Consider the following 23,079-nt stretch of genomic DNA (forward strand, 5'->3'; position numbering starts at 1 on the left):
GAGCACCGCATTGACCTAGTCAATACGCGTCACCGTTAACGACCATCGCGAGCAAGCCCGCTCCCACAGAGGCAGAAATCGCTTAAGTGAACAGCATCGCTTTATTTAATCATCCAGCGCGTCGGCCGTATGTTTTCCATCGACCAAACGCTGGATGCCCAGTGGATTGCCGTCTTTCAGGGCTTCGGGCAAAAGGGCGTCCGGGTAGTTCTGGAAGCAAACCGGGCGCAGGAAGCGATCAATCGCCAATGTTCCCACCGATGTACCGCGCGCATCAGAGGTAGCCGGGTAAGGCCCGCCATGAACCATGGCGTCAGTGACTTCCACACCTGTCGGGTATCCGTTCAAAAGGATCCGCCCGACCTTCTCTTGCAACAGCTCGGTCAGCCAGCTGTATTCGAGCAGCTCTTCCGCTTCACCCAGAACGGTGGCCGTCAACTGCCCGCGCAGACCATTGAGCGCTGTAACCAGTTGCGCCTGGTCGGCGACTTCAATAACGATCGTGGCCGGCCCGAATACTTCTTCTTGGAGCAGTGAGTCACCGTTGAGCAGCAAGCTTACGTCGGCTTTGAACAATTGCGGTTGAGCCTGCTTGCCCTGTTGCGCACTTCCCGCCAGATGTTCCACTCCCGGATGAGCGTGCAGATGTTGTAGACCCTCTCTGTAGCTGGCCAAGGCTGCGACGTTGAGCATGGTCTGCGCCGCTTGATCGTTCATGTGCGCAGTGAAGCGTTGTAAAAACGCCGTAAAATCAGCTGACTGCACCCCGATGATTAGCCCTGGACTGGTGCAAAACTGCCCGCAACCCAAGGTCACCGAGCCCGCGAGCTCGTTGGCGATGGTTTCGCCACGCACCTTGAGCGCCTGGGGAAGAATGATCACCGGGTTGATGCTCGACATCTCGGCGAATACCGGAATCGGCTGGGGACGCTGTGCAGCCATCTGGCACAAGGCGTTGCCACCTTTGAGAGAGCCGGTGAACCCCACGGCTTGAATTGATGGGTGCTTTACCAACCACTCACCGACGCCCGCGCCATAGATCATGTTGAACACACCGCTGGGCATGCCGGTGCGCTTCGCTGCACGCATGATCGCGTCCGCGACCCATTCGGCGGTAGCCATGTGGCCACTGTGGGCCTTGAACACTACCGGGCAGCCAGCGGCCAAGGCAGAGGCGGTGTCGCCACCGGCCGTAGAAAAAGCCAGCGGGAAATTGCTCGCGCCGAACACGGCGACCGGGCCCACGGCCATCCGGAACTGGCGTAAATCGGGGCGGGGCAGGGGTTTACGATCCGGCAGGGCACGATCAATGCGGGCTCCGTAAAAGTCACCGCGACGCAGCACCTTGGCGAACAGGCGCATTTGCCCGCTTGTGCGGCCACGCTCGCCCTGGATACGCCCGGCAGGCAAGGCGGTCTCACGGCAGACGGTGCTGACGAAGTCGTCACCCAAGACATCCAGTTCTTCGGCGATAGCATCCAGAAACTCCGCCCGGCGGGATGCAGGTAAATTGCGGTAAATCGGGTAGGCGTCGCTGGCCGCTTTGGCTGCCGCGTCGACTTCATCTTGTGTGGCCTGGATGAAATGGCCTGGTAGTGCTTCGCCTGTTGTTGCATCGAAACTTTGCAGATACACACTACCCGCACCGAGTCGCTGACCACCGATGTAGTTCTGACCGAGAGTCTGAGTCATGTCAGGCTTCCTGATTGGATGATTAAACACACTTCTAGGTTCGACACCCAATGAATGAAGCGGCTGCGCATCGTGCTGGACGACGGGAGCCGCAGTGTCGAAGTGAATGAAAGGCCTTAAGTGATCGCACCGATCTGCCAGGGCACGAACTCGTTCTGGCCGTAACCATGCTGTTCGCTTTTGCTTTTGTCACCCGAGGCGATGCGCAGCATCATGCGAAAGATGTATTCGCCGCGCTCCTCAATGGTCATGGTGCCGTCGGCAATCCCGCCGCAGTTGACGTCCATGTCTTCTTCCTGGGTTTCCCAAAGACGGCTGTTAGTGGCGAGCTTGATGGACGGCGAGGGCGCACACCCATAAGCAGACCCGCGCCCCGTAGTGAAGGCAATCAGATTGGCCCCGCCAGCGACTTGGCCGGTTGCAGAGATCGGGTCGTAGCCGGGGGTGTCCATGAATACCAGGCCGTGTGCCCGGACTGTTTGAGCGTATTCGTAGACATCCACAAGATCGGTGGAGCCTGCCTTGGCGACAGCACCCAGGGATTTCTCCAGAATAGTTGTCAAGCCTCCCGCTTTGTTGCCCGCTGAAGGGTTGTTGTTCAGTTCGGCATCCATCCGCTTGCAATAGGCTTCCCACCAATGAATACGTGCAATGAGCTTTTCACCGACTGCCTGGCTGACGGCGCGGCGGGTCAGCAAGTGCTCGGCGCCGTATACCTCCGGCGTTTCAGACAGAATTGCTGTGCCGCCGGCCGCTATCAGGCGATCGACTGCATTACCCAATGCAGGGTTGGCAGTGATGCCCGAGTAACCGTCCGAGCCACCACATTGCAGGCCGATGATCAGATGCTTGGCACTGACGGGTTCGCGTTTGACTTTATTGGCTTCTGCCAGCAGTGACTTGACTTGCGCGATGCCACTGGCGATGGTTTTGGACGTGCCGCCCGTGCCCTGAATAGTGAAAGTGCGAAGCGAGTCGCTGCTTGTCAGACCCTGGGCCGCCAGCAGCTCTGGAATCTGGTTGGTCTCGCAACCCAGCCCGATCAAGAGTACCGAGGCAAAGTTCGGGTGAACGGCATAACCACCCAGAGTCCTGCGCAGCATTGCCAGTGCTTCGCCGCCAGGGTCGACGGCGCAGCCCACACCGTGGGTGAGTGCAACGACGCCGTCGACATTGGGGTATTCAATCAATGCCTCAGGGTGAATGTCGCGGCGAAAATAGTCGGCAATCGCCCGCGCCACTGTGGCGGAGCAATTGACTGACGTCAGAATGCCGATGTAGTTGCGCGTCGCCACTCGACCATCGGAACGCACGATGCCCATGAACGTTTCCACCGTGGGCGCGGGGCTGCCTTTGGCATCGATGCCGAACGCATAGTCACGAGAGAAATCGCCCATCGCCACGTTGTGGACGTGCACGTGTTGGCCCGCCTCGATGGGTTGGCTCGCGAAACCGATAATCTGGCCGTAGCGTCGAACCGGTTGGCCAACGTCGATATGACGCGCAGCGACCTTATGGCCGGAGGGTACGGGCTCAAGCACCTGGATGCCTTCGGCTTTCAGTTCCAGGCCTTTGATCAGCGGTTGCCGCGCGATCAATACATCGTCCAGTACGTTGAGTCTGATCACGGCGTTGGCAGCGGTTTCACTGCCTGTTGTAGTTATGAGTTGCATGACAGGTCCCTCGGTTTTTCAGGTAGCGCAATGGATTCCCACAGGACAGGACAGGTCAAGCCAGTCCACGCTCGCGATAATCAATCAGGCTGGAGAACAGCATGAGCCCTGACGCCATGACGACAAAAAAGATCAGTGCCAGGAAGTATGAACCGGTGTATTGCACGATCAGACCGATCAGGATCGGCACGATCACCCCGACCATATTGCCGCAGAAGTTCATGCTCCCGCCCAACACACCGGCTTTGGACTGGCCACCGAGGATGGCTGGCAAACACCAGTACATGCCGCACCAGCGAATGAAAAACAGGGCTACACACAGCAGCGAGATGACAACCACTGCATCACCGCTGTAAGCCACGGCGAGAATACAAATGGCGGCTATCGCTGCGGAACCTGCGAACATGCTACGCATGACGGTATTGGGTTGGCCGCCTGCAGCCTTCCATTTATCGGACAGCCAGCCACCAAACAACTCACCAATGAACCCGCACATAAAGATCAGGAAGGTGGCGCCTCCCATGGCCTTAATGTCCAGGTTGTGGGCTTTGTGCAAGTAGCTCGGCATCCAGGTCAGCAGGCCGTAGAACACGCTGTTGTAGCAAGCGTAGCCCGCGAACATTGCCAGTACCGAACGGCTCTTAAGCAGTTCCTTAAGGATCGCCTTACGGCCACCAGTGGCTTTTCTGGCGGCTTCGTTGGCATCTGTGATGTAAGCCAGTTCTGCAGCATTCACTTTAGGATGTTCGCTTGGATGGTTTCTGATGTACCACCAAGCCCAGATGCCTACGACCATGGTGCCAACGCCCGCGATTACGAACGCGATGCGCCAGGAGTCAAACCAGGTGATCAACCCTGCGATGAGGATTGCCCCCAGTGCAGTACCCAGAGGGGCGCCGCCATCCACGAGCGTTGCGCCGCGACCGCGTTCATTGGGCGTAAGCCAGGCACCGTTGAGCTTGGCTCCGGCCGGCATGATCGGCGACTCGGCAACACCCAGGCCGATCCGTGTAATGAGCAAAGTGATCCAGTTATGCGCGCCGCCGGCCAAGGCCTGAAAGAGCCCCCAGCCAACGGTGGCAATGCCAACGATGTTGCGTGTCTGAAAACGGTCGAGCAGCATGCCGCCTGGGATCTGCATCAGCGCGTAAGACCAGAAGAACGCACTCAGCATCAAACCTTCCAGTGCCGGCGTCATATTGAAATCAGCAGAAATCAGTGGCAGTGCAACTGACAGTGAAGCCCGGTCGATGTAATTGATGGCCGATAGCAGCAGCAGAAGAAGGAAAATCCTCCAGCGAACAGTGGTTGGACGGGCATTTTCGGCGCCAGTCGATGCAGTAGCAGTGACGACCTGTACATTGCCAGTGGTCATGTTCATCTCACTCTTATGTTTATTATGAAATGCATCCTTTCCTAACGGCCCGGTTAAAAGGGCCTGATCCCTCACAGCGATTTAATTTCTCCGATGCTGAACGCTGCGGCGGCGAGCTCGATGGTATTGCACAGCGGTGCGCCGAACTCGCTCATGCTGACTTCGAAACGATCGCCTGGTTGAGTCTTGATATTGTCTGCGACCGAAAGGGTGGCAGTGCCGAAGAAGTGCACATGCACATCGCCAGGGCGCAAGAACTGGGTGTACTTGAAGTGGTGGTATTCAAGGTTCTCCAGGCTGTGACACATATTGTCTTCACCACTGAGGAACTCTTTTTCCCAGAGTACCTGGCCGTCGCGCCAAATCCGGCTAGTGCCGGCCAGGTGCCGGGGCAGGGCACCGACCCGAAGCTCTGGCCCATAGGAGCAGTTACGCAGCTTGGAGTGTGCCAGGTACAGGTAATTGCGACGTTCCATGACATGGTCAGAGAATTCGTTACCCAGGGCGAAGCCCACGCGGTAGGGCTTGGCGTCTTCGCCAATTACGTAGAGGCCAGTCAGCTCTGGTTCTTCACCGGCATCTTCCGCAAAGTCCGGGGACTGGAAAGCCTGGTTTGGACGTACCACAATCGAGCCGTCGCCTTTGTAGAACCATTCAGGCTGAGCTCCCACCTTACCCGCGGCTGGGCGGCCGCCGTCGATACCCCACTGGAACATCCGGGCGGTGTCGGTCAGCGTGGCCTGATCGTCGGCTTTTTTCTGGTGCATCTTGTCGCGAGTCGAAGCGCTGCCCAGGTGGGTCAAGCCAGTGCCGCTGATGAGGCAGTGGGCCGGGTCTTCATGGTCGAGTGGCGCAAGCACTCGGCCAGACTCCAGAAGCACGGTATAACTCTCGGAGCCGAGTGCGGTGCCCACGGCCTTAACTTCTTGCAGCAAGCTGCGTCCATTGGCAATGGCCGCGAGGGCGAGGGCGCGTGTACTGGATGTGCCATTGACCTGTTGAATCGAGTCGCCCTCAACGACGCCGACACGTCGCTGGCCTGTAGAGTCTTCAAATTGGATTAAACGCATGGTGGGCCTCGGCTTGTTGTTATCGTTGGGGCCACTTTAAATTTCCATGCTGTTGCTGCCTAATGAGAGTTACGACCCAAGCGATAACTTTCAGGTATACCCATGCTTCCGTCCTTCTCATCCATCGTTTCTCGCCTGCGGCTCAAGCAACTGCGCTTATTGATTGCCCTCGACGAGCATGGCTCAGTGCGCAAGGCCTCCGAGATAATGGCGTTGTCCCAACCGGGCGCAACCAAGGCATTGCAGGAAATCGAAACAATCTTCGGCTCAAGTCTCTTCGAGCGCACGAGCAAGGGCCTGGAAGCCAACGACCTTGGCCGCTGTGTGATTCGTTATGCCCGCTTGATACACACCGACCTCGAGCATCTTCGTGAAGAAATGGTTGGAATTCTGAAGGGACACGGAGGGCGCCTGACGGTAGGTACGATCATGGGCGCCGTACCGGCGCTGGTTGATAGCCTGGCGCGCCTGCGCAATAAACAGCCGGAGCTGTCGATTGCCATAGTTGAGGACACCAGCTCGCGGTTGTTGAGCTTGTTGGACCAGGGGAGGCTGGATGTAGCGATCTGTCGAATCAGCGTAAGCACACGCCCGACCGCTTATCAAACTCGCTTCCGCGCACAAGAACCACTGGTAGTCGTTGCTAACCCGGGGCATCGACTGGCAAGCGCAGCATCGCTGCAGCTCGCTGACCTGATGGACAGTCGCTGGGTAGTATTCCCGGTCAATATGCCCATGCGTTTGACGTTAGAGCGTGAATTTCGCCAATTGGGATTAAGTTTTCCGCTCTATGCAATCGAAACCTCTTCGACATTTACTACTTTGTCATTGTTGCTGAAAGACCCTGACTTGGTTGCCGTTATGCCTAACGATGTAGCTCAGATGGCTCTGGATCACGGTATGTTGGTCAAGTTGGCGTTGACCATCCATTCGACTAGCGAGCCCTATGAAATAGTCACCCGGGCGGATGTGGAGTACACGGCACCTATGGTTTTGTTGATCGATGAGCTAACCGGCGCAAACTCCAGTTCAGCATCATCGGTGCCATAGCGCGGTTTCGCTAATGGGGCTGAACCTCGGGCGTGTTAGAAGCGTACGACTGCACTGATCTGGGATCTTGAGGGTTAAGACGAAAATCAATCAGCAATGTGAAGCAGGTGTGGCCAAGGTCACAGGAAGTGACAAGCTGCCTTGATTTGGATTCCTGAACGCGTATGGAGTTTTATGAGAATCTCATCGGGGGTTAGTGGAAAGCACACCGAACTAAAAATAAAAAGTAACAGTACGCTTCTAACCCCAATGTTTTCTTTTGTTTTTTTGATCATTTCTCATCTTTGGCCTCCTCTCCAAATCGAGGCTCTTCAAGCCGGAGATGTGGTCGACATTGAGCCACTCTGACCTGGCTATTTAACTTTCTATTTTTATTGCCATTAGTTATAACGAGCCTGGAATATAGCTCTAAGCTATTCGTGGGCTATTCCACCTGGCGCTGCGGCGCTGACAAGAGATAAAAATAGACCCATCTTTTCTTATGACGCCTTGCGCTAAGGAGGATGGGTTTATGCCAAAAGCAAAATCCAAAACGCACAATTTTACAAATCGCGGAAAGCACTTTGGCAATATATGGGCTTCGTTTAGTTACAAGGCAAAGATTGATGTTGAATTACACAGCGACATTGAATTAGGATATTGGTTGGTAAATCTCGAATTCAATTCGTCCGTCGCCCGATACGAACTGCACCCACTTCCTAGAATAGTGTCTTGCCCAAAACCGCGAAAGATCCCGCTCACAGCTGAAATTATGACGCGAAGTGGCGATCTGGAATGGCATCTGTTGTGCTCCTCGCAGCAATACAGTCCTGAGGTATTGAAGGAACTCGATAAATATGCAAGTGGCGTCGGGGTCCGGCTGCGTCTGTTTCATGCGGAAGATATAGCCCCCCATAAAGTGAAGATTATCCCACTGCTGAAAGCCTGTGCGTGCCTTTCATCTTGGCAGACGGTTGAAGTCGATTATGACACTTACCATAACCTAAAAGCTTTCATTTACAGGAATAAGAGTGGATGCCTTGGTGATCTGTTTCGATTTCTAGATTACGAGGATCAAGCCCTCATATGCTTTTTAATTGCAAGGCTTTGTTCTGAAGGCATTATTAATTTGGAAATCCTACCTGGTTTCTTTGATCGTGCTGCCTGCTGGGAGGCCTCATGAGCGCAAGGCGAAAACTAAGACTTATCGACATTTCGCCGCTGTTCACAATTAATGCAGACGTATTGGAGGATGAGGTACGTACGGTATATGAGCGGCGAGTTAAGGCTGTAAAAATGGCACACCGCGGCAAAACCTGCGATGAGATATATAAAGCATGTGGTATATCCAATGCCGAGCAGACTCGTTTAATCAAACGCTTTCTAGAATTAGACGAAGCTGGCGTGTGTTGGGGCGATCGATCATTACTTCCCAATGCGCGGACTAAAGATTACGAACGACGCGCCCCTTTGAAAAAAATGCGATCCCAGCAGAAAGGTGGTGCCAGCGGAATGCTCGATATAACATTAAAAAAATTTCCGCAAGCCGCAAAAGATATTAAGGAGTACGTTCAGGGCTTCCATCGTGACTTCAAAGGTCAAGCATTTGACATAAAATTTGCCTCAGCCAAATTTAGAGATGCATTGAAAAGTGCGGGTGCTTCTGATGACGATTGGCCGTTTAATCAAAGAGGGCTGGGGCAGCGCTCCATTGAAAAATACATAAACGGAATTCTCAGCGATGATTTCTCTGTGGCATCCCTGACCCTGGGTAGCCATGGCGTGACCCATGCCCGGCTGGGGTCGGGCACCACCGGTCTTATATCGGCAGATATGCCGTTTGATGTTGTACAACTTGATGCCTATAAGGTAGACAAGTTCTGCATCCTACGGATGGAGCCACTCCCCGGTATTTATACATACCGAGTCCTTGACCGATTTTGGATTTTAGCTGCTGTCGAGGCGACGTCCGGGAGCTTTCTTTCGGCCCGATATGTGTTCAGCAGCGAAGTAACGTCGATGGATGTAGAGGCAGTTCTGCTTGACGCGGTAATCGGTGACTGGAAGCCGTACGACAACATTACGATTCCCGGATTATCATACACAGAAGGCGGTGGAATGCTGGGATACGCGGTACCTCAAAGTCAAGGAGTCATTTGGGGGACGCTTATGCTAGATAATGCCATGGCGCATCATGCCAACAAAATCAAGCATAAGTTCAGAAGAAATGTAGGCTGCTCGATTAACTATGGTCAGCTAAAAAGACCTGAACGTAGATCGGCGGTGGAAAATACATTCAAGCAGATTGCAACAAAAATAATGCACCGCGTGCAATCCACGACTGGCAGTGGCCCCGGGAGAGGCAGAGCAGATACTCCAGAGGCCAATGCTGAGAAATACGAAATTTATGTGGACGAGGCTGAAATACTTTTGGACGTTTGGCTGGCAAATTACAACTGCACACCTAAGCAAGGGGCTAATTTCTCAATGAGTCCGATAGACGTTGTCCGGATGCATTTTGAAAACTCGAAACGGCAAGTAATATGCCCAACGTTACCTGAATCAAAAAGAAGTAGAGTGACTCTTGGGTATGACGTCCGGCACTGTGTAATAAGAGGCAGCGCCGAGGGCGGAAGGGCTCCTCATATAACTTTGGACAAAGCACAGTATACCAATGGGGTACTTTCAAAAAATCTAAGCTTGATCGGTCGTCGAGTTGTAGTGAAAGTCAATCCAAGGGATTATCGTGTCGTAGAGGCCGTACTGGATACGGGTGAGATTTTGGGAGAACTCAAGGTATTAGGGTATTGGGGAAAGACCCAACATAGCATCACGACTCGACAGCAAATAAACAGAGCCTATGGTGATAAAGCGTTTGAGTTGACTCGTCCGGATGACATTGTCCTGTCCTACGTCGACTACCTTATGCAGAGCCCTTCCAAACGGAGCCTTCTGAAAGTTCAGCAGTTGAAAACAGATGTGATTGGACCTAAGACCCCATCTCACTGGCCAAGTCCGCCTGCACCAATAGAGGCGGAGACCGTGATTGAAGTGGAAGACATCAAAAATAACAGCGGTCGCTCCAAAATCGATGACTTCTTTAATATCGAGTCTGGTGGAGTTGTCGATGAATAAAGATCAAATAGACGCGCACCCAGTCTTCCGGAAAGATTTTACCGTAGCAACCAAAGCAGTGTCGGAGGCCTCGAATATTGCATTGGAAGCAATTTTTATGAGGCAGACAGGCATTATCTTCTATGGGTTGTCGCGGGTAGGCAAAACATGTTGCATTAAAAGTATTCACACAAAGGCCAAAGGGTTCATGCCCCGCGCGTATGTGACGCAAATTGAGGTAGTCAAGAAGGAAGGCTCCTTTACGAACAATATTTTGGACCAATTGGCGAAGGAGGAAAAATTACTTTACCCCGAAAAAACCATAGCTGTTGTCAAACTGGGCAAGGTTGCTGACATGGTAATCACGCGCTGCCACGAAAAAAACTGTAACCACTGGGTGCTCCTCTTGGACGAGTTTCAACGTCTTCGAGAATATGACCTCAATGTTCTGTTCGATTTATTCAATCGGCTGGATAGGAAAGGAATCACAATGACAATCTTATCATTTGCCATGCCCCTTGTATTTGAGCAGAGAAAGCGCTTCATGACGAATGGAGATAATCAGCAACTTATTGCGCGCTTCATGAGCAAGCTTGTGGAATTCAAAGGCTGCGGAAGTGCGCGCGATCTTGCCATCATTCTTCAAACTTACGATGAAAAGTCCGAGTATCCTGCTGGTTCTCGGGAGTCATATACCAAAAACTTTGCACCTCGTGCATTTGAAGCAGGGTTTCGATTGGCAAGCTATGTCTCACCACTGTGGAAGGCGCTGGAAACTGCGGCGGTAGGTGCCTATAAAAATAACGTGCCTCTCGAGCATGTGTTTCTGACAATCAGGTATTTACTCAGGTATATCGCCAGCCATGATGAGCCCGAACTGACAATAACCAATGTGCTGTGTGAGGATATGGTAGAGCGCTCCAATCTCCTGGAATTCTGCCTCTTAAATGGCAGTAAAATGCCATGACCTCCATCGGCTTCTACAAAGGAGGAATTTATCCCTACGAGTCACTCGTGGGGATAATTTTAAACACGGCTTCTTTTCATAAGGTGCAGCCAAGCGTGATTGTTAAGCTGATTGGCACTAGAAGCGGGCGCAATAAGATCACGGAGTATTACCACCCGGAGGCTGTTGAACAGGATTTTATTACGCAAGCCTTGGCGACTCATGCAGTGCGGTGTTTTCCTCGCCTGTTTATGCTGTCCAATTTTTCTCATGGCTTAAAATTCAAGTTTTGTGGGTCGTGTCTAAAGCTAGGGTATCATGCTGTTTTCTTTTGCTTACCCCAGGTCAATAGCTGCATCGTTCATCGCGAGCAACTCATTGAGGCGTGCGAGAGATGTCAAAATTTCAAAACTATCGACATCGAGAGTTTGCCCTGTGTTTCGTGCGGATTTCAAATGGCCGACGTTTCCGATCAAATCCATTATCGGAAGGATATTCAATTAAAATTAAAAATGTATCATGCGTTTAGCGTGCTAGATAGATGGTATTCTAATATTGTTCGGCACGTCACGTCCGGGAGTGCTTTGTTTCTGAGCATTGACAAGATGGGAAATTATGATGTCAATCCTATCGATGCGACGTTTATAAGGGCCCTAGGGTGGCCACTGCCGCTTACCAAGTGCGACGAAACTATAGCAACGCGCAAGGCCAGAATAGTCCGCTGGGTGACGACGGAGAAATTCCACACCGCATTGGACTGGATCGAGGCATGCCAACATTTAGAAAGAAAACATTTTCGTGCACAGTGCCCGCACTGCGAAGGCATGGTTGAACAATTTTCAGGATATTGGGATGGAAAAAAATTGTCACATACCTTGTGCATTAAATCTGTCGTCTATTTCCTCTTGAGAATTCGTTTCGCATGCTTGAGTCAGTCAAGCATTCCCGTTGGGGGCCCTCAGCAAATGGGCTTTGAATACCTATTGGTTCTAGAGCACGTTCAGCCTACTAAGTATGGATTCCCTGCAGCGCTCATTGGAATCTATTTTTTGAAGTTGCTGTATAATCTAAGCATCTATCTAAATTTAGGTTATTCAGTGAGAGTTCGACTGCTCCCTTGGGAGGGCTTGCTTTATGATTTATCCCTACCAGGAAGACGCGAAGGGGAGGGGGTGACGGTATTAGGGGGCATTCCACTGAGCAAGGCGTTCTATTGTAGGAAATTGCATGCTGGAAAATCCGGCGTGTGCTTTGGTCGGAGCGATAACTATGGCTGGACAATGTCGCTGACCGGCGACGCGGGTGGAAAAAGCATAGTGCTGAATTTGTGATCATAGGTACATTATATGGATGGAGGGGCAGATTGTGCATCGAGCTACTCTTGAGCAAGTGGCATTGGCAGCAAGGAAACTCCTGGCTGGCGGCGAATCAGTTACTGTTAGGAGTGTGCGGGAAATCACCAGTGGTAGCTACACTACCATATCCAATTACTTGAAAGTTCCGGGCGTCAGGGAGGGGGCTTTTGAAGTTTCCGATGAGGCAGTTGAAGTGGCATTGAAGGTGAGCCGACAGAAAAAAATTACAGACGCAATGTTCAAATCTATCAGTGGCGCTCAGCCATCGGCGTTCCACACGGCCCCACGTGTTGATCACGTTGTTGATGATGAGCTTTTTGCACTGACAGAGCGCTTCAGGAGGCTACAAGAAGACTATGACGGCCTGATATCCGAAGCAAACCGTGTTCTCGCAGCAGCGAGAGATCGGGTGAAAATTTATGCGCGTAAAGTCGAGTGGCTAGAGATGGAGCGTACGCGCTTGCTTACAGAAAACAAGCAAATACGCGAGGCGTTAGATTACTTCCGCCGTGAGGGGGTGACTGCTGACCGTGAGAGCGATGAATAACGCTGTCGTAGATCGGGTTCGTTGGATTTCAGTTCAAATCCACAGAGGGGGCGAAAATACCTTTGTGCAACATGCATTTCATGCCTCTGAGGCACGATGTCCTGCGAGTTCATGTGATCACTCCAAGCACTGACTGACCATAGAAGCATAGCTCAGGTTAGAAACTTATTTCAGAGACAGCACACTAGCTCATCACCAGCGGTACGAGTACGGTGTACCTGACAATTCAGTAACTCATCCACAAGCCTGTTTGGCGACAGCCTTGGTGGCGTATCAGGGCACAGGCGAAGTGCTGATCGCTTTCCAAGCTGGCAAAATGTGCCTGGCTCTGAACTAGTCGCGTCGCCTACCCCCCCCCGATAGACACTTCGTGCCGACGTGCCTGCGTTGGTATGACCGCCCAAAGCCCGGCGACACTGACCTGTGCCTCTGTCAGGCAGGCTTAGCGCGCGCGAGCACACGCTCAGCTCGTACGCCAGTGCGTATGAAATTAAATGTCCCTGCCGCAGATTTCGCGTGCACATGCCCAATGTGTGTTTTGTTGAATCGACTCTCCTTGGTCTGAGCGTAATCGTCCACACAGATAACGGCGTGCAGGCAACCATTGATTCTTATGGCGGGGCGGCGCTCAAGTAGCGCGCAGCCGCAGGCCGAACTACCTCGACCCTTGATCCTGACATTGCTTGAGGGCCAGTGCGGCGTGTGCCGGGGCGACTAGGCCAAGCTCGGCATGTTTCGAAAACTTGTCGTCAGCTTGCAGTTATCGCTCCGAGCTTCAACGTCACCTGACACGTTGGGATTTGCCACCATGGCTAACCGGCGGAGAGGATGGTGCGAGGGGCACGCCTGGATTTGGACCGGATGTCCCCGGTTAGGGCTGGTAGTCAGCGGGCGGTGTCTCGTTCGAATTTTCGTCGGTCTGCGAGTCGCCCCCTGGCATCAACTGGCTCGCCCGACTGCCTAGCAGCGATCCCGCTTGGAAATAGCCCATCACCGTGCTGACGCTGCGGTGCTCGGTCATCGCCATCACCTCACCGAGCGGTACCCCCTGGCGTCCGGCCTCGGTGACGAAGCCGGAGCGCAGGCTGTGCGCCGCCCAGTCACCGTCGAGGCCGGCCATCGAGGCTCGCCGTTTGACGATCCGGGCAACCTGGTCGCCGGACAGCCCGGTAGGGGCGACCCGGCCACCCTTGTACAGGCGGCGAAACAGCGGGCCGCTGCTTGCCGGTGCCGCGGCGAGCCAGGCGCTCAGCGCCTGCGCCGCCGGTCCCTGCAGCGGTTTCTCGCGGCGTACGCCGCCGGTGTCGGTCTTGGTCGCCCCCAGTGTGTAGAGCCAGGTCTCGGCATCCAGCCGGCGCAGGTCTTCGACCTGCAGGCCAATCACCTCCGAACGCCGCCGGCCACCGCCACTCCAGGCCAGCAGCAGCAGGGCGCGATCGCGGATGCCGCGCACGCCGTCGGTGCAGGTGGCGAGCATCGCCTGCAACGGTTCGAGGACCACGGCGGTTTTCTTGCGGATTGATACGCCTTGACGGGCCTGAGCCTTGCGCGCCTCACGCAACAGGGTTTTCACCGCCGACTTCTCGACCGGATTCTCCCATTGCTTCAAGCGATGCCACTTGGCCAGGACGGCGAGGCGGTGGCTGACCGTGCTGAACGCCAGCGGCCCGGGTTTGCCCTTGACCCTAGCGGCGACCAGCGTGCCATCGATGTCTGCCGGCAGCAGGTGGCTCCAACCACCCGCGCCGTCCGGGCGGGCCAAGTGGTCGACGATGAACTGCACCGCGACCTCCGGCGGCAGGGCGCCATCGCCGAGCGCTCGGCGGTAGCGCAGGTGCAACCAGGTGGACCAGTAGGCGAGGGCGCTCTGGTAGCTGCGCACGGTATTGGCCGCGGTGCCTGCCGTGATGAACGCGTCGGCGGCGGAGCGTGTGCTATCGGTCAGTTCATGGACGGCCAGTGGGGCGTCGAACGGGGCCTGTTGCAGTTCTGTATTATTCATTACGTTCAACGTATTATAAATGATGTTTGGATTTTATATAGTCGGATAACATTTAATTATCAGACCTAATATACGTGGAGTTAAGTCATGGCAGTAGGGGTGCCGGAAAACGAGGTATTTGCCGCCGCCGACGCAGTCTTAGCCCGTGGCGAACGGCCGACGGTGGAGCGAGTGCGCCTGGAGCTGGGCCGCGGAAGCCCCGCGCGGGTTGGTGGTCTGCTCGATCAATGGTGGGCGAGTCTGGCCGAAAGGCTGAGCAGCGAGACTCGCCTGCCGACTTTGCCGGCGGGGGTCTCGCGGGCCTTTGTCGCCGTGTGGCAACAGGCAATTCATCTGGCACAGGCCGTTGCTGAGCAGGGACTGTCCGAACAACGTCAGGTCGTGACCGCCGAGCGTGAGCGAGTTGCCGTCGTAGAGGACCAGGCTCGTCAGGACGCTGCACTTGCTCGACAGCATGCGATGGTCGCCCAAGCGGCACAGCAAGTTAGCGAGACTCGTTTGGCGGACCTAGAGGCGCTTCTGGAACAGCGTGCGACGCAGATTCTAGACCTGCAGCAGCAGCGCGACAGCCTGCTGCGGGAGCGCGGTGACGGGCAACAGCACAGCCAGACCTTGCATCAGGAGCTGAATGACTTGCGACGCAAAGCCGAGCAGGAACGTGTAGCGCAGGAGATCTACGTGCGTGGGGTCGAGGATCGTGCACATCGTGAAGTCGATCGTGCCCGGGAAGAGAGCAAGCATATGACCGCCCAAGTGAAGGAAGCAGGCTACCAACTTGAGCATTTGCAGCAAAGGCTTGAAGGTGCTCAGGACGCGCTGGGTCAGGCACTGCAAAATGCCGCAGCACAGCTGGCGCGTGGCGACACGCTGGAGCAGCAGTTAGTGCAACTACGCTCATTGCCAGTCAGCGAAGGTAAGACACGAGCGAGGAAAAAGCCGGTGCCTTCGCCAGCGAAGTAAGCACGTTAGGCTACATCTTCAGCATACGGCGCCTGAGCTTCCACGGCTGCCCGAACACTTCGATTCGCAAGATCGCCCGCAGCGTCCATGAAGCCGCTCGTGAAGTGGCCCGACGCATCGCAGCGACGTCGGAGTATGTGCGCTCTCGCCACGAACGTAAGAAGGTCGAAATGTTGTTTGCCCACCTCAAGCGCATCCTGAAACTGGATCGCTTGCGACTACGTGGCATGAGTGGCGCGACCGATGAGTTCACGCTGGCGGCTGCGGTACAGAACCTGCGTCGACTGGCCAAACTTACCTCTCAAGGGCCACCTGCCACGGGATAGGTGCGCCTTCACTAGGCAACAAACCTCAAACTAACCCAATAACAGAGCAACAAAGGTCAACGAAGGGCCGAGAAACCACTCAATGTGGTGAGTAGGTTCTCCGGTGGTAGCCGTGCCTGAGTTCAGTCGAACTGAAAATCCGATTTTTTCAACAGAATCGCCCGATTTCTGCCGGTCAAGGCCACCCCGTGGGCTGGTCAGATCCCATGCAAACAACTGGTCAAGTCGAATGCAAATGGCTGGTCAGTGGCAATGCAAACGGGCGGTCAAGTGGAATGCCATTCGCCAAGATTTAACGCAGGCGCGCACACTTCAATTCTGGCGAAGCGTTTTTACACACTCTGGGCCGCTTGCTGCTCCTCACGACAGGCAGAAATCGGCTAAAAGCAGTCAGTATCTACGAAATCGGGGGCTATTCAGCGGCTAGCTTTTTTCGGCTACTGTCATTTCGAGCAAAGCGGCCGGTATGATGAGGCGAAACGGATGTGGCCTAAGTGATGAGGACTGCTATGAACGTGTTTATCAGCTCTGTAGTACGTAATTTTGAGCACTATCGTGCGGCCGCCAAAAAAGCAGTTTCTCTGTTGGGGCACATCCCGGTGATGTGTGAGGATTTTGGTGCGCGACCCTATTCATCTGAAGTCGCATGCATGACTGAGGTTGACCAGGCCGACGTAGTGGTTCTGATTCTTGGCGCGGACTTCGGCTTCAAAACCCACACAGGTGAGTCCGTCACTCAGCAGGAGTTCCATCGCGCCAAAGCTGCCAATAAACCCATCCTGGCTTTTCTGGAAGAGGTTCCGGTCGAGGATGATCAAAAGCGCTTTCACTGGGAGGTTTCCGATTACGTCGACGGCCTTTTCCGTTCCACCTTCACAGGTGATCGCGATCTCTCAGACAAAATCATCCAGGGGCTAAGCCAACTTGCAGCCAGTCGCAGCGCCATTTCCGAACAGGAGTTCGTTCAGCACCTGCAGAATCGTAGCAACAGCCGAAATTGGAATAGCCGGCCTCGTGAAGATCGCCTTGAGCTCGTGTTTCTGCCGCAGCCCATTCTCTCGGGTACGTTGCGTTCCATACACACCCAGCATGATGAATTCTTCCTCAAGCTTTCTCAGGCGGGCTTGGTTTCTATCAAGGGTGGTTACAAGTCATTTAACGAGGGAGACATCACCGGCCTAGATGCGGAGGCCTCTTGGCGGCAACACGATAATGGGATGACCTGGCTCTCTATTCCTCTGGCAGCCCCAGCAAAGGACGGCGAATATTTTGCCTCCTACTACCTCTCGCCCAGCCGGCTAAAACGTTTTGCGGAAGAAGCTTTTAGTTTGATTAGCCGAGGTAAGGGAGGCTGGTTCCAGCTGGGGATCTACGGAATTTCTCACCAAGTCTACGCCGAGCCGCCAACAACCCCTGCATCGTCGATGTCCATGCCGTACCGCAGTGAGAAAAATATTGAGGAAAGAAAACTGCTGATTCCAGCGTCACAGGGCATTTTCAACCAGTGGCTGGAAGACGCTTTGTTCCGAATAGGGCGCAAGCTTTCCTAAGAATTGAGCGTGGCCAGCAGGCGGATGGCGGATAAGCAACAATGAACCCTTCGTGTCTCAGCTTGGCAGTTCTTCTAGCTTGAAGATCCGGTTGTCAGCCTTGAGCGCTGGAAAGGCTTCGCAATATGCATAGGGCTCGCTGAATAAAGTGCTGGGCGCATGAATATTGAAGACCTTAACCTGGGGAGGGTGGCCGCTTTGCCGTTCATGGCGAAGGTCGTTCAGAGACCCAGGTGCCTCACCATTTTGTTCGGCAATCGAAATCACTAGATCTCGAAGGGTTTCGATTTCTGCATCAGATGCTTCTGCATAGGTGGTCAGTCGCTTATGACTTCCAAACCCGCCACGGGTAGAACCGATTCGGTTCAGGTGCACGTGAACCACCGTTACGATCTTCATACCGAATACCTTATTGAAGCCCAGGATGCGCCTCCTTCCGGAGACGCTATGAGGTCTTAATCAGCCCTTGGGAGGATGGGGGTCGTTGCCATAGGAGTCACGTTCACGGATCAGGTTGTCCCGGCCGTGGATGAGCACCTCGCTTTTTTGGTTTTGAGCTATCTGACGAGCCGCGTCAGCAGCTTCCTTTTGAGTCCGATGGTGGGAGGTGTCTTTAGTATTCCCCTCACCCCGAACCGCCCAGCCTTCATCACGTTTCACGACGTGCTGATTTTTGCCTGCCATGGAACACCTCTACTAGTGAGTTGCCAGCCTAGTAGAAGGTAGCATCGAAACGGGCAAATACAACATGTAGTGCTAGATCGACTGGTAGTGCATGTATGTAGTGCTTTTTCTCAGCAAATCGGCCTGTCTTGCTCAAGCTTACGTGCAGAAGCAGAAGCAGAAGCAGAAGTGCCTCACCGATTCGCGACGCGGCTGCTCCTCTACTATATCCATGAAAAAGAATGATCAGGCTAGCTAGGCTTCGGGCTTATGAAATGCAGAAATCTACGCCAAGGTTTTCGACATGCTTTTGAACTACTCCCGCGCTGGAGAACAGTCTGCTTTTGGCCGGTAGTTGCCCTTTGTGGCAGGCATAAAATCGCTAGCGTGACTGGCTTCGGTTGCATATTCCAACACTGATAAATTGCGAGCGTACGGGAGTCGCCCCCCAATCTGTCTCAGAGCTACAGCTATCGCATTTCATTTCATTTCGCAGATAATTGAGCACTTGTGACGGGGTGGGTTGCGATTCAGCCAAACTGATGATTTTCCCGACTGTAGGACAGCCAAATATGTGGGCGGGACTGGCAGACATCCGTTTCCTAAATGCCATGCCGATCATCCACGAAGTCCAACGACGGTTGTGTCGCGCTGAACGGTAACCGTCCGGCCAAGTCACCTACCGAACTCCAGCATTAAGGACGATGGTGTCCGCGTCTTTTTAAGCGAACGCTATCACCATTATCGCTAGGATTTCCATGCGCCAACGTAGCTCTTATCCCAAACCGTTCAAAGCCCAGGTCGTTCAGAAAGCGCAATGCGGCAAGGTTTGATTGCGGGACGCTTACTGCCAATAAGCGAAAACCCCAAAAATAGTGGTTGCGCGGCCATTTTCGGTTAATATTTTCTGAGTGTTCGGCGCACATTTTAAGAAAATCTTGGCGCGGTTAAGAAAATCTAGCCAACGACAGGGGAAAAAATGGGAAATCTAGTGGGTTACGCCCATTTGATCAATGCGATGGAGCTACCCACTGGTGCGGCAGCAACTGTCCAATTTCAATGGCCATCTGTGTCGGCAACCGCGTAAGCACATCCTTGAGATAGCCATACGGGTCATGCCCGTTCATGTGTGCCGACTGAATCAGGCTCATGAGTGTCGCAGCCCGTTTTCCGCTGCGCGACGACCCTGCGAAGAGCCAGTTTTTGCGTCCAAGCGCCCATGGCCTAATTTGGTTTTCCTCCCAATTGTTGTCTATGGGTACGGCCCCGTCATTGAGGTATCGCGACAGCGCTGCCCAGCGTTTCAGGCTGTAATCGAGTGCTTTGCTGATGAGTAGATGACTTGGCCGGAAGGTTACCGCCATCCCGCGCCGCTGTGAGGTGTCTAGCCGTACGGATACATCTCTCTGACGTTCTAGGGTATCCGTCCGGCCAAGTCATCTACCAGACGCCGCGAGACCAAGACAATGTATTCACTTAAGTGGCCACCAGCCAATCAGATGAGAAATCGCTGAGGGCAGTTAAGTTGTTGGATCAATCCGAAGCTGGTGAGGGTTCTTGTTTCGGTGTGCTCTTGCTGAGAACGAATCACACAGCTAAACAGATAGGCCCGCCGCCGTACAAATGCGCGACCGAAAGACGTTCACCAAGGAACATCACACCCCACAGCACGCCAAAGGGAGGGATAAGGAAGGTCACGGTCAGCGAACGCACCGGCCCAATATCCGCGATCAAGCGGAAGTACTGTAGTGCTCAATGAGGTCACGAAGTTTCTAGAAGCTAAGGTATCAATTCTCACGCCTTTTAAGAGCGTCCGACATGATCCAGGTATGTTGAGCGATTGTTCAACGGTCGAGATGCTTTAAAGATGAGCTTAGATTTTTTCAACCGGAAAGTCGTCCAATAGGTTCCAGCTTGCTATCATTTTTCGCCGCAATGTCGAGAAGCCTTCCCTGATTTTCAGATCGATTTTGGAGTTGCTGTCGGGCTTCGGCTTCAGCTGTTGATTTTGTATACCACTTGCGGGTTTTTACTTTTTGTCGGCCTTTCATCGCATTGTCATACCTCATGATACTCAGTTAATACAAAGCAGTTGCGGCAAGCCTCGTATACCTGGCTACATCGGATAGATAGCTTGCTCAGTGTTTTTGATCAAGGCCCATAGGAGGATCTCTAGATCAACTTTTTGAAATGGCAAGAGTTAAGCACTCCCAAGATATTGGATGGCCAATGGTATTCAGCTAAGCAGTTCCTCACTTATGTGGACCTAGCTAAATTTTTATCTTCAAAACCACCTTCCGCTGCTAGAAATCTGATGCTTTGGGTGCATATAGTAAATTACGCCTGTGCTGATCGTAATCTGCGACAGTTGAATACTCTGCTCCGGTCGCGACTTGATATGCATGTCCTACGATCTGCCCTGCGCTATCAACTAGCTCATGAAGACTCACCAGAGCCTCCATTCTCCAACTACCTGTGCCATTGATCTCACCAGGGGTGACAACTTGTACTTGGTTGATCCAAGCTGTTTTGCTTTGTCCTCCGATCAAATCCACCAGAAGCGGAACGCTGGGAGCAAGAACAACCCCTTGATGTATGCCATTACTCCTAGAGTCGATAGTCTCTACGTGGAACCATGGCCACATGGTTTCTAGCTCCACAAGAGACCAGAACTGAAAACCATTTGCTGCTCTAAAAATATTGGGCATCAGTTCAGCTTCACGCATCGTTCTAAACATATTTTTTCCTGAGTGGCACCTACAGCTCAACCCAGAACAACGGGGCTGCGGGTCGACATCCGGTAGCTTGGCAGCGCCCAAATGGATGGATATTCCAATACGAGCATTATAGTGCGTTTATCGGAATGGCCGCAATGTGGCTCTATCCTCATATTTGAGGATTGTTGGGTGCTCAATCACGAAATCGCGGCGGCTATCAGGACTATACGACGGATGAAAGGTCTCGCGTATGAAGACCTCGCCGACGTTACTGTACGACGCACCATCAGTTCCCTAGAGCAAGCTCAAGTCAATATATCCATCGGCAAGCTTGATGATCTCGCCAGCGCGCTGAACTTCGATTTTGTAGCCTTGGTTGCTCTGTGTGTAGCCCTGCGAGAAGACGCAGACCCAGAACAAATAATTCAGCGTGCTTCTGCGACGCTGGATACGTTCTCGACCCGAGAAGGAATGGCCCAGCTACGATCTCAGTTAAACGGTGGAAAGATTGTTCCGAGAAAACCTGGTAAGCCCACCAATGGTGTCAATTTGGCATCCGTAATGAAACTTCGTGCGCGCGGCCTCAACCAAGCAGAGATTTCAAGAGAGCTAGGCCTATCCAAATCAACTGTTAACCGTTACTGGAAACTTTCAGTAAATCAACCTCAGTGAGTCTAATGACTTTGATTTGTAACCCTGTGACAGCAAATGCGAAACTACTCCATTTGCTGACGTCTTGCTGCCCCATCTCCATTGCTTACAAGCCGCTCATTGGTGAAATTTTGATCGTTTTTCACTGGAGCGCTTCAGCTGTATTCATAACAGCCCCCGGGACCATAGGTTGGAGATGTCAATAGTCTCGGGGGGCTGTCAAAAATCTAGCATTAGCTTGAGTTCGATGTTCCCAAGCCGAACAAAGCTTGGTGTGGTGATATCACCTACACCTGGGCACAAGAATAATGGCACTTCCTAGCCGTGCTTATGGATTTCAATCCTCACCGGTTAGTAAGCTGAGGGTTGTCGGGAAAACCCGATGCTGACTTGGTTATCAAAGCACTAGATATGGCCTATGTGCTACGTGGTAAGCCTCAAGGGCTACTGTTTCACTAGAATCAGAGATCGCAATATGGCAGTTGCTAGTTTCGCCAGCGTCTGTGGCGGCACCGCATCAGCCAGAGCATGAGTCGCCAAGGCAATGGCTTTGACAACTTGCCGATGGAGCGTGTCTTTCGGAGTTTGAATACTGAGTGGATCCCCTCAGCTATATGTAGTTTCAACAGGCACAACGGGACATCAGCCATTACTTGATGCATCGCTACTACTGGATACGGCCTCATCAGTTCAATGGCGGGCTGACGCCCGCACTGGCCGAGAAAAAAGATTATTGCTTTAGCGGATCAAATTGCTTGTCTCGGATAAACAAAGCCGGAATAACACCGCAAATGAAGTAGGCTGCCCCCATTACAAGAAAGCCCACGCCAATCGAACCATGGGAAGCCAGAAAACCAATCGCAGCTGGGGTAACTGCAGCGCCCAGGCGACCAATGTTGTAGGCCCCACCCACAGCAGAACCGCGGAACTTCGCCTCAAAGCTTTCGGTCATGTACGTCGCGTTTACTCCATAAGGAATACCGTACAAAAAGCCGAACACCACCAGCATCCACAATATGTTTTCCTGGCTTTGGAACAGTACGATCACCGGCAAAAAAACCGCCGTTCCTAATGCACCAAAGGTAAATACGGCCCTGCGCCCGATGCGATCAGCGACGCAACGCGGACTCGACCACCCCGAGCGAGCAGCAGGCCTCTATATGGCTATAGCCTTGATAGAGCACGAGAGCTGCGGCCTCGCGTTTGAACACAGCGGAAAAAGAACGACGCTGCTTGTTCATCGGACACCCATTTAGGCGAGCATAATCGCCTAAATGGGTGTCCGGAATCATTAGACCACTTCAGATCTCATCTAAAGTTCCACGATGGAACTTTAGGTCAAGGGTCGAGACCTCGGCTCGTCGTGATAGCTCCGTCGTCCCGTGCTCCTGCCGCGTCGCAAGGCAGAC

18 protein-coding genes and 6 pseudogenes are annotated in these 23,079 nt (G+C 53.3%); 11 read left to right on the forward strand and 13 right to left on the reverse strand.

The features are described from left to right. Positions 1 to 105 precede the first annotated feature (105 nt). The 4 genes from AACY07_RS16040 to araD1 all read right to left on the reverse strand — a co-directional run bounded on the left by AACY07_RS16040 (position 106) and on the right by araD1 (position 5,810). Positions 106 to 1,692: an aldehyde dehydrogenase (NADP(+)) gene (locus tag AACY07_RS16040; protein WP_339476009.1), complete on the reverse strand. Its 1,587-nt coding sequence runs from the start codon at positions 1,690 to 1,692 to the stop codon at positions 106 to 108. Between the two features lie 116 nt (positions 1,693 to 1,808). Further along, positions 1,809 to 3,365 carry a UxaA family hydrolase gene (locus AACY07_RS16045; protein ID WP_339476011.1) on the reverse strand — a complete coding sequence of 519 codons (1,557 nt, stop codon included), beginning with the start codon at positions 3,363 to 3,365 and terminating at the stop codon, positions 1,809 to 1,811. A 55-nt stretch (positions 3,366 to 3,420) separates the two neighbouring features. Next, complete coding sequence (locus AACY07_RS16050) at positions 3,421 to 4,740, reverse strand: MFS transporter (protein WP_019822602.1); 1,320 nt, start codon at positions 4,738 to 4,740, stop codon at positions 3,421 to 3,423. A gap of 71 nt (positions 4,741 to 4,811) precedes the next feature. Then, entirely contained in the window at positions 4,812 to 5,810 is a 999-nt protein-coding gene (gene araD1 / locus AACY07_RS16055) for an AraD1 family protein (RefSeq protein WP_339476016.1), read from the reverse strand. 102 nt (positions 5,811 to 5,912) lie between these two features. On the opposite strand from araD1, the gene AACY07_RS16060 reads away from it, so the two are divergent. The 6 genes from AACY07_RS16060 (at position 5,913) to AACY07_RS16085 (ending at position 12,801) form a co-directional block, all read left to right on the forward strand. Beyond that, the gene (locus AACY07_RS16060; protein ID WP_339476018.1) at positions 5,913 to 6,860 is read left to right on the forward strand and encodes a LysR family transcriptional regulator; all 948 of its coding nucleotides are present in this window, start codon (positions 5,913 to 5,915) and stop codon (positions 6,858 to 6,860) included. A 511-nt stretch (positions 6,861 to 7,371) separates the two neighbouring features. Further along, positions 7,372 to 8,022, forward strand: coding sequence for a hypothetical protein (locus AACY07_RS16065; protein WP_339476020.1), 651 nt, complete (start codon positions 7,372 to 7,374; stop codon positions 8,020 to 8,022). Next, a complete protein-coding gene (locus AACY07_RS16070; RefSeq protein WP_339476022.1) occupies positions 8,019 to 9,974 on the forward strand; it encodes a helix-turn-helix domain-containing protein in 1,956 nt (651 codons plus the stop codon). The genes AACY07_RS16065 and AACY07_RS16070 overlap by 4 nt, the downstream gene beginning before the upstream one ends. Then, on the forward strand, positions 9,967 to 10,920 hold the full coding sequence (locus AACY07_RS16075) for a hypothetical protein (protein ID WP_339476025.1): 954 nt from the start codon (positions 9,967 to 9,969) through the stop codon (positions 10,918 to 10,920). The genes AACY07_RS16070 and AACY07_RS16075 overlap by 8 nt, the downstream gene beginning before the upstream one ends. Beyond that, positions 10,917 to 12,230, forward strand: coding sequence for a hypothetical protein (locus tag AACY07_RS16080; protein WP_339476028.1), 1,314 nt, complete (start codon positions 10,917 to 10,919; stop codon positions 12,228 to 12,230). Before AACY07_RS16075 ends, AACY07_RS16080 begins: the two co-directional genes overlap by 4 nt. 19 nt (positions 12,231 to 12,249) lie before the next feature. Continuing rightward, on the forward strand, positions 12,250 to 12,801 hold the full coding sequence (locus AACY07_RS16085; RefSeq protein WP_339476031.1) for a DNA-binding protein: 552 nt from the start codon (positions 12,250 to 12,252) through the stop codon (positions 12,799 to 12,801). Between the two features lie 871 nt (positions 12,802 to 13,672). On the opposite strand, the gene AACY07_RS16090 is transcribed toward AACY07_RS16085, so the two are convergent. Then, positions 13,673 to 14,803 carry a site-specific integrase gene (locus AACY07_RS16090; protein ID WP_339476034.1) on the reverse strand — a complete coding sequence of 377 codons (1,131 nt, stop codon included), beginning with the start codon at positions 14,801 to 14,803 and terminating at the stop codon, positions 13,673 to 13,675. 87 nt (positions 14,804 to 14,890) lie between these two features. On the opposite strand from AACY07_RS16090, the gene AACY07_RS16095 reads away from it, so the two are divergent. The 3 genes and pseudogenes from AACY07_RS16095 to AACY07_RS16105 all read left to right on the forward strand — a co-directional run bounded on the left by AACY07_RS16095 (position 14,891) and on the right by AACY07_RS16105 (position 17,639). Then, positions 14,891 to 15,763 carry a DNA-binding protein gene (locus AACY07_RS16095; protein WP_339476037.1) on the forward strand — a complete coding sequence of 291 codons (873 nt, stop codon included), beginning with the start codon at positions 14,891 to 14,893 and terminating at the stop codon, positions 15,761 to 15,763. A 47-nt stretch (positions 15,764 to 15,810) separates the two neighbouring features. After that, positions 15,811 to 16,089: pseudogene (locus tag AACY07_RS16100) on the forward strand (transposase); the annotation flags it as partial. A 509-nt stretch (positions 16,090 to 16,598) separates the two neighbouring features. Then, positions 16,599 to 17,639 carry a DUF4062 domain-containing protein gene (locus AACY07_RS16105; protein WP_339476040.1) on the forward strand — a complete coding sequence of 347 codons (1,041 nt, stop codon included), beginning with the start codon at positions 16,599 to 16,601 and terminating at the stop codon, positions 17,637 to 17,639. 57 nt (positions 17,640 to 17,696) lie between these two features. Here AACY07_RS16105 and AACY07_RS16110 read toward each other — a convergent pair whose 3' ends face one another. The 6 genes and pseudogenes from AACY07_RS16110 to AACY07_RS16130 all read right to left on the reverse strand — a co-directional run bounded on the left by AACY07_RS16110 (position 17,697) and on the right by AACY07_RS16130 (position 21,040). Then, positions 17,697 to 18,038 (reverse strand): hypothetical protein, encoded by a 342-nt coding sequence (locus tag AACY07_RS16110; protein WP_133076988.1) that lies wholly within the window; start codon positions 18,036 to 18,038, stop codon positions 17,697 to 17,699. A gap of 60 nt (positions 18,039 to 18,098) precedes the next feature. Beyond that, positions 18,099 to 18,323 (reverse strand): DUF2188 domain-containing protein, encoded by a 225-nt coding sequence (locus AACY07_RS16115; RefSeq protein WP_017136943.1) that lies wholly within the window; start codon positions 18,321 to 18,323, stop codon positions 18,099 to 18,101. Between the two features lie 989 nt (positions 18,324 to 19,312). Further along, positions 19,313 to 19,633, reverse strand: a pseudogene (locus AACY07_RS16120) (IS66 family transposase); the annotation flags it as partial. Between the two features lie 256 nt (positions 19,634 to 19,889). Beyond that, a pseudogene (locus tag AACY07_RS24300) lies at positions 19,890 to 20,045 on the reverse strand (EamA/RhaT family transporter); the annotation flags it as partial. 140 nt (positions 20,046 to 20,185) lie between these two features. Continuing rightward, complete coding sequence (locus AACY07_RS16125) at positions 20,186 to 20,371, reverse strand: hypothetical protein (protein WP_074836831.1); 186 nt, start codon at positions 20,369 to 20,371, stop codon at positions 20,186 to 20,188. A gap of 234 nt (positions 20,372 to 20,605) precedes the next feature. Next, entirely contained in the window at positions 20,606 to 21,040 is a 435-nt protein-coding gene (locus AACY07_RS16130) for a hypothetical protein (RefSeq protein ID WP_339476053.1), read from the reverse strand. A gap of 168 nt (positions 21,041 to 21,208) precedes the next feature. On the opposite strand from AACY07_RS16130, the gene AACY07_RS16135 reads away from it, so the two are divergent. Next, on the forward strand, positions 21,209 to 21,691 hold the full coding sequence (locus AACY07_RS16135) for a helix-turn-helix domain-containing protein (RefSeq protein WP_339476055.1): 483 nt from the start codon (positions 21,209 to 21,211) through the stop codon (positions 21,689 to 21,691). 222 nt (positions 21,692 to 21,913) lie between these two features. Continuing rightward, positions 21,914 to 22,470 (forward strand): annotated as a pseudogene (locus AACY07_RS16140) (DDE-type integrase/transposase/recombinase); the annotation flags it as partial. Here the strand turns inward: AACY07_RS16140 and AACY07_RS16145 are convergent. Then, positions 22,401 to 22,784: pseudogene (locus tag AACY07_RS16145) on the reverse strand (MFS transporter); the annotation flags it as partial. The pseudogenes AACY07_RS16140 and AACY07_RS16145 overlap by 70 nt on opposite strands. Further along, positions 22,783 to 22,911 (reverse strand): annotated as a pseudogene (locus AACY07_RS16150) (transposase); the annotation flags it as partial. The pseudogenes AACY07_RS16145 and AACY07_RS16150, both read right to left, overlap by 2 nt. Positions 22,912 to 23,079 lie beyond the last annotated feature (168 nt).

The sequence above is a fragment of the Pseudomonas sp. RL_5y_Pfl2_69 genome, from assembly GCF_963970465.1.
GTDB lineage: Bacteria > Pseudomonadota > Gammaproteobacteria > Pseudomonadales > Pseudomonadaceae > Aquipseudomonas.

Excerpts from the sequence above, each read along its gene's own strand:
- AACY07_RS16065 (WP_339476020.1), top strand. The coding sequence starts at position 7,372 with ATGCCAAAAGCAAAATCCAAAACGCACAATTTTACAAATCGCGGAAAG.
- araD1 (WP_339476016.1), bottom strand. The coding sequence starts at position 5,810 with ATGCGTTTAATCCAATTTGAAGACTCTACAGGCCAGCGACGTGTCGGC.
- AACY07_RS16095 (WP_339476037.1), top strand. The coding sequence starts at position 14,891 with ATGGCAGTAGGGGTGCCGGAAAACGAGGTATTTGCCGCCGCCGACGCA.
- AACY07_RS16075 (WP_339476025.1), top strand. The coding sequence starts at position 9,967 with ATGAATAAAGATCAAATAGACGCGCACCCAGTCTTCCGGAAAGATTTT.
- AACY07_RS16080 (WP_339476028.1), top strand. The coding sequence starts at position 10,917 with ATGACCTCCATCGGCTTCTACAAAGGAGGAATTTATCCCTACGAGTCA.
- AACY07_RS16045 (WP_339476011.1), bottom strand. The coding sequence starts at position 3,365 with ATGCAACTCATAACTACAACAGGCAGTGAAACCGCTGCCAACGCCGTG.
- AACY07_RS16125 (WP_074836831.1), bottom strand. The coding sequence starts at position 20,371 with ATGAGGTATGACAATGCGATGAAAGGCCGACAAAAAGTAAAAACCCGC.
- AACY07_RS16085 (WP_339476031.1), top strand. The coding sequence starts at position 12,250 with ATGGAGGGGCAGATTGTGCATCGAGCTACTCTTGAGCAAGTGGCATTG.
- AACY07_RS16115 (WP_017136943.1), bottom strand. The coding sequence starts at position 18,323 with ATGGCAGGCAAAAATCAGCACGTCGTGAAACGTGATGAAGGCTGGGCG.
- AACY07_RS16060 (WP_339476018.1), top strand. The coding sequence starts at position 5,913 with ATGCTTCCGTCCTTCTCATCCATCGTTTCTCGCCTGCGGCTCAAGCAA.
- AACY07_RS16090 (WP_339476034.1), bottom strand. The coding sequence starts at position 14,803 with ATGAATAATACAGAACTGCAACAGGCCCCGTTCGACGCCCCACTGGCC.
- AACY07_RS16070 (WP_339476022.1), top strand. The coding sequence starts at position 8,019 with ATGAGCGCAAGGCGAAAACTAAGACTTATCGACATTTCGCCGCTGTTC.
- AACY07_RS16130 (WP_339476053.1), bottom strand. The coding sequence starts at position 21,040 with ATGTTTAGAACGATGCGTGAAGCTGAACTGATGCCCAATATTTTTAGA.
- AACY07_RS16050 (WP_019822602.1), bottom strand. The coding sequence starts at position 4,740 with ATGACCACTGGCAATGTACAGGTCGTCACTGCTACTGCATCGACTGGC.
- AACY07_RS16110 (WP_133076988.1), bottom strand. The coding sequence starts at position 18,038 with ATGAAGATCGTAACGGTGGTTCACGTGCACCTGAACCGAATCGGTTCT.
- AACY07_RS16040 (WP_339476009.1), bottom strand. The coding sequence starts at position 1,692 with ATGACTCAGACTCTCGGTCAGAACTACATCGGTGGTCAGCGACTCGGT.
- AACY07_RS16105 (WP_339476040.1), top strand. The coding sequence starts at position 16,599 with ATGAACGTGTTTATCAGCTCTGTAGTACGTAATTTTGAGCACTATCGT.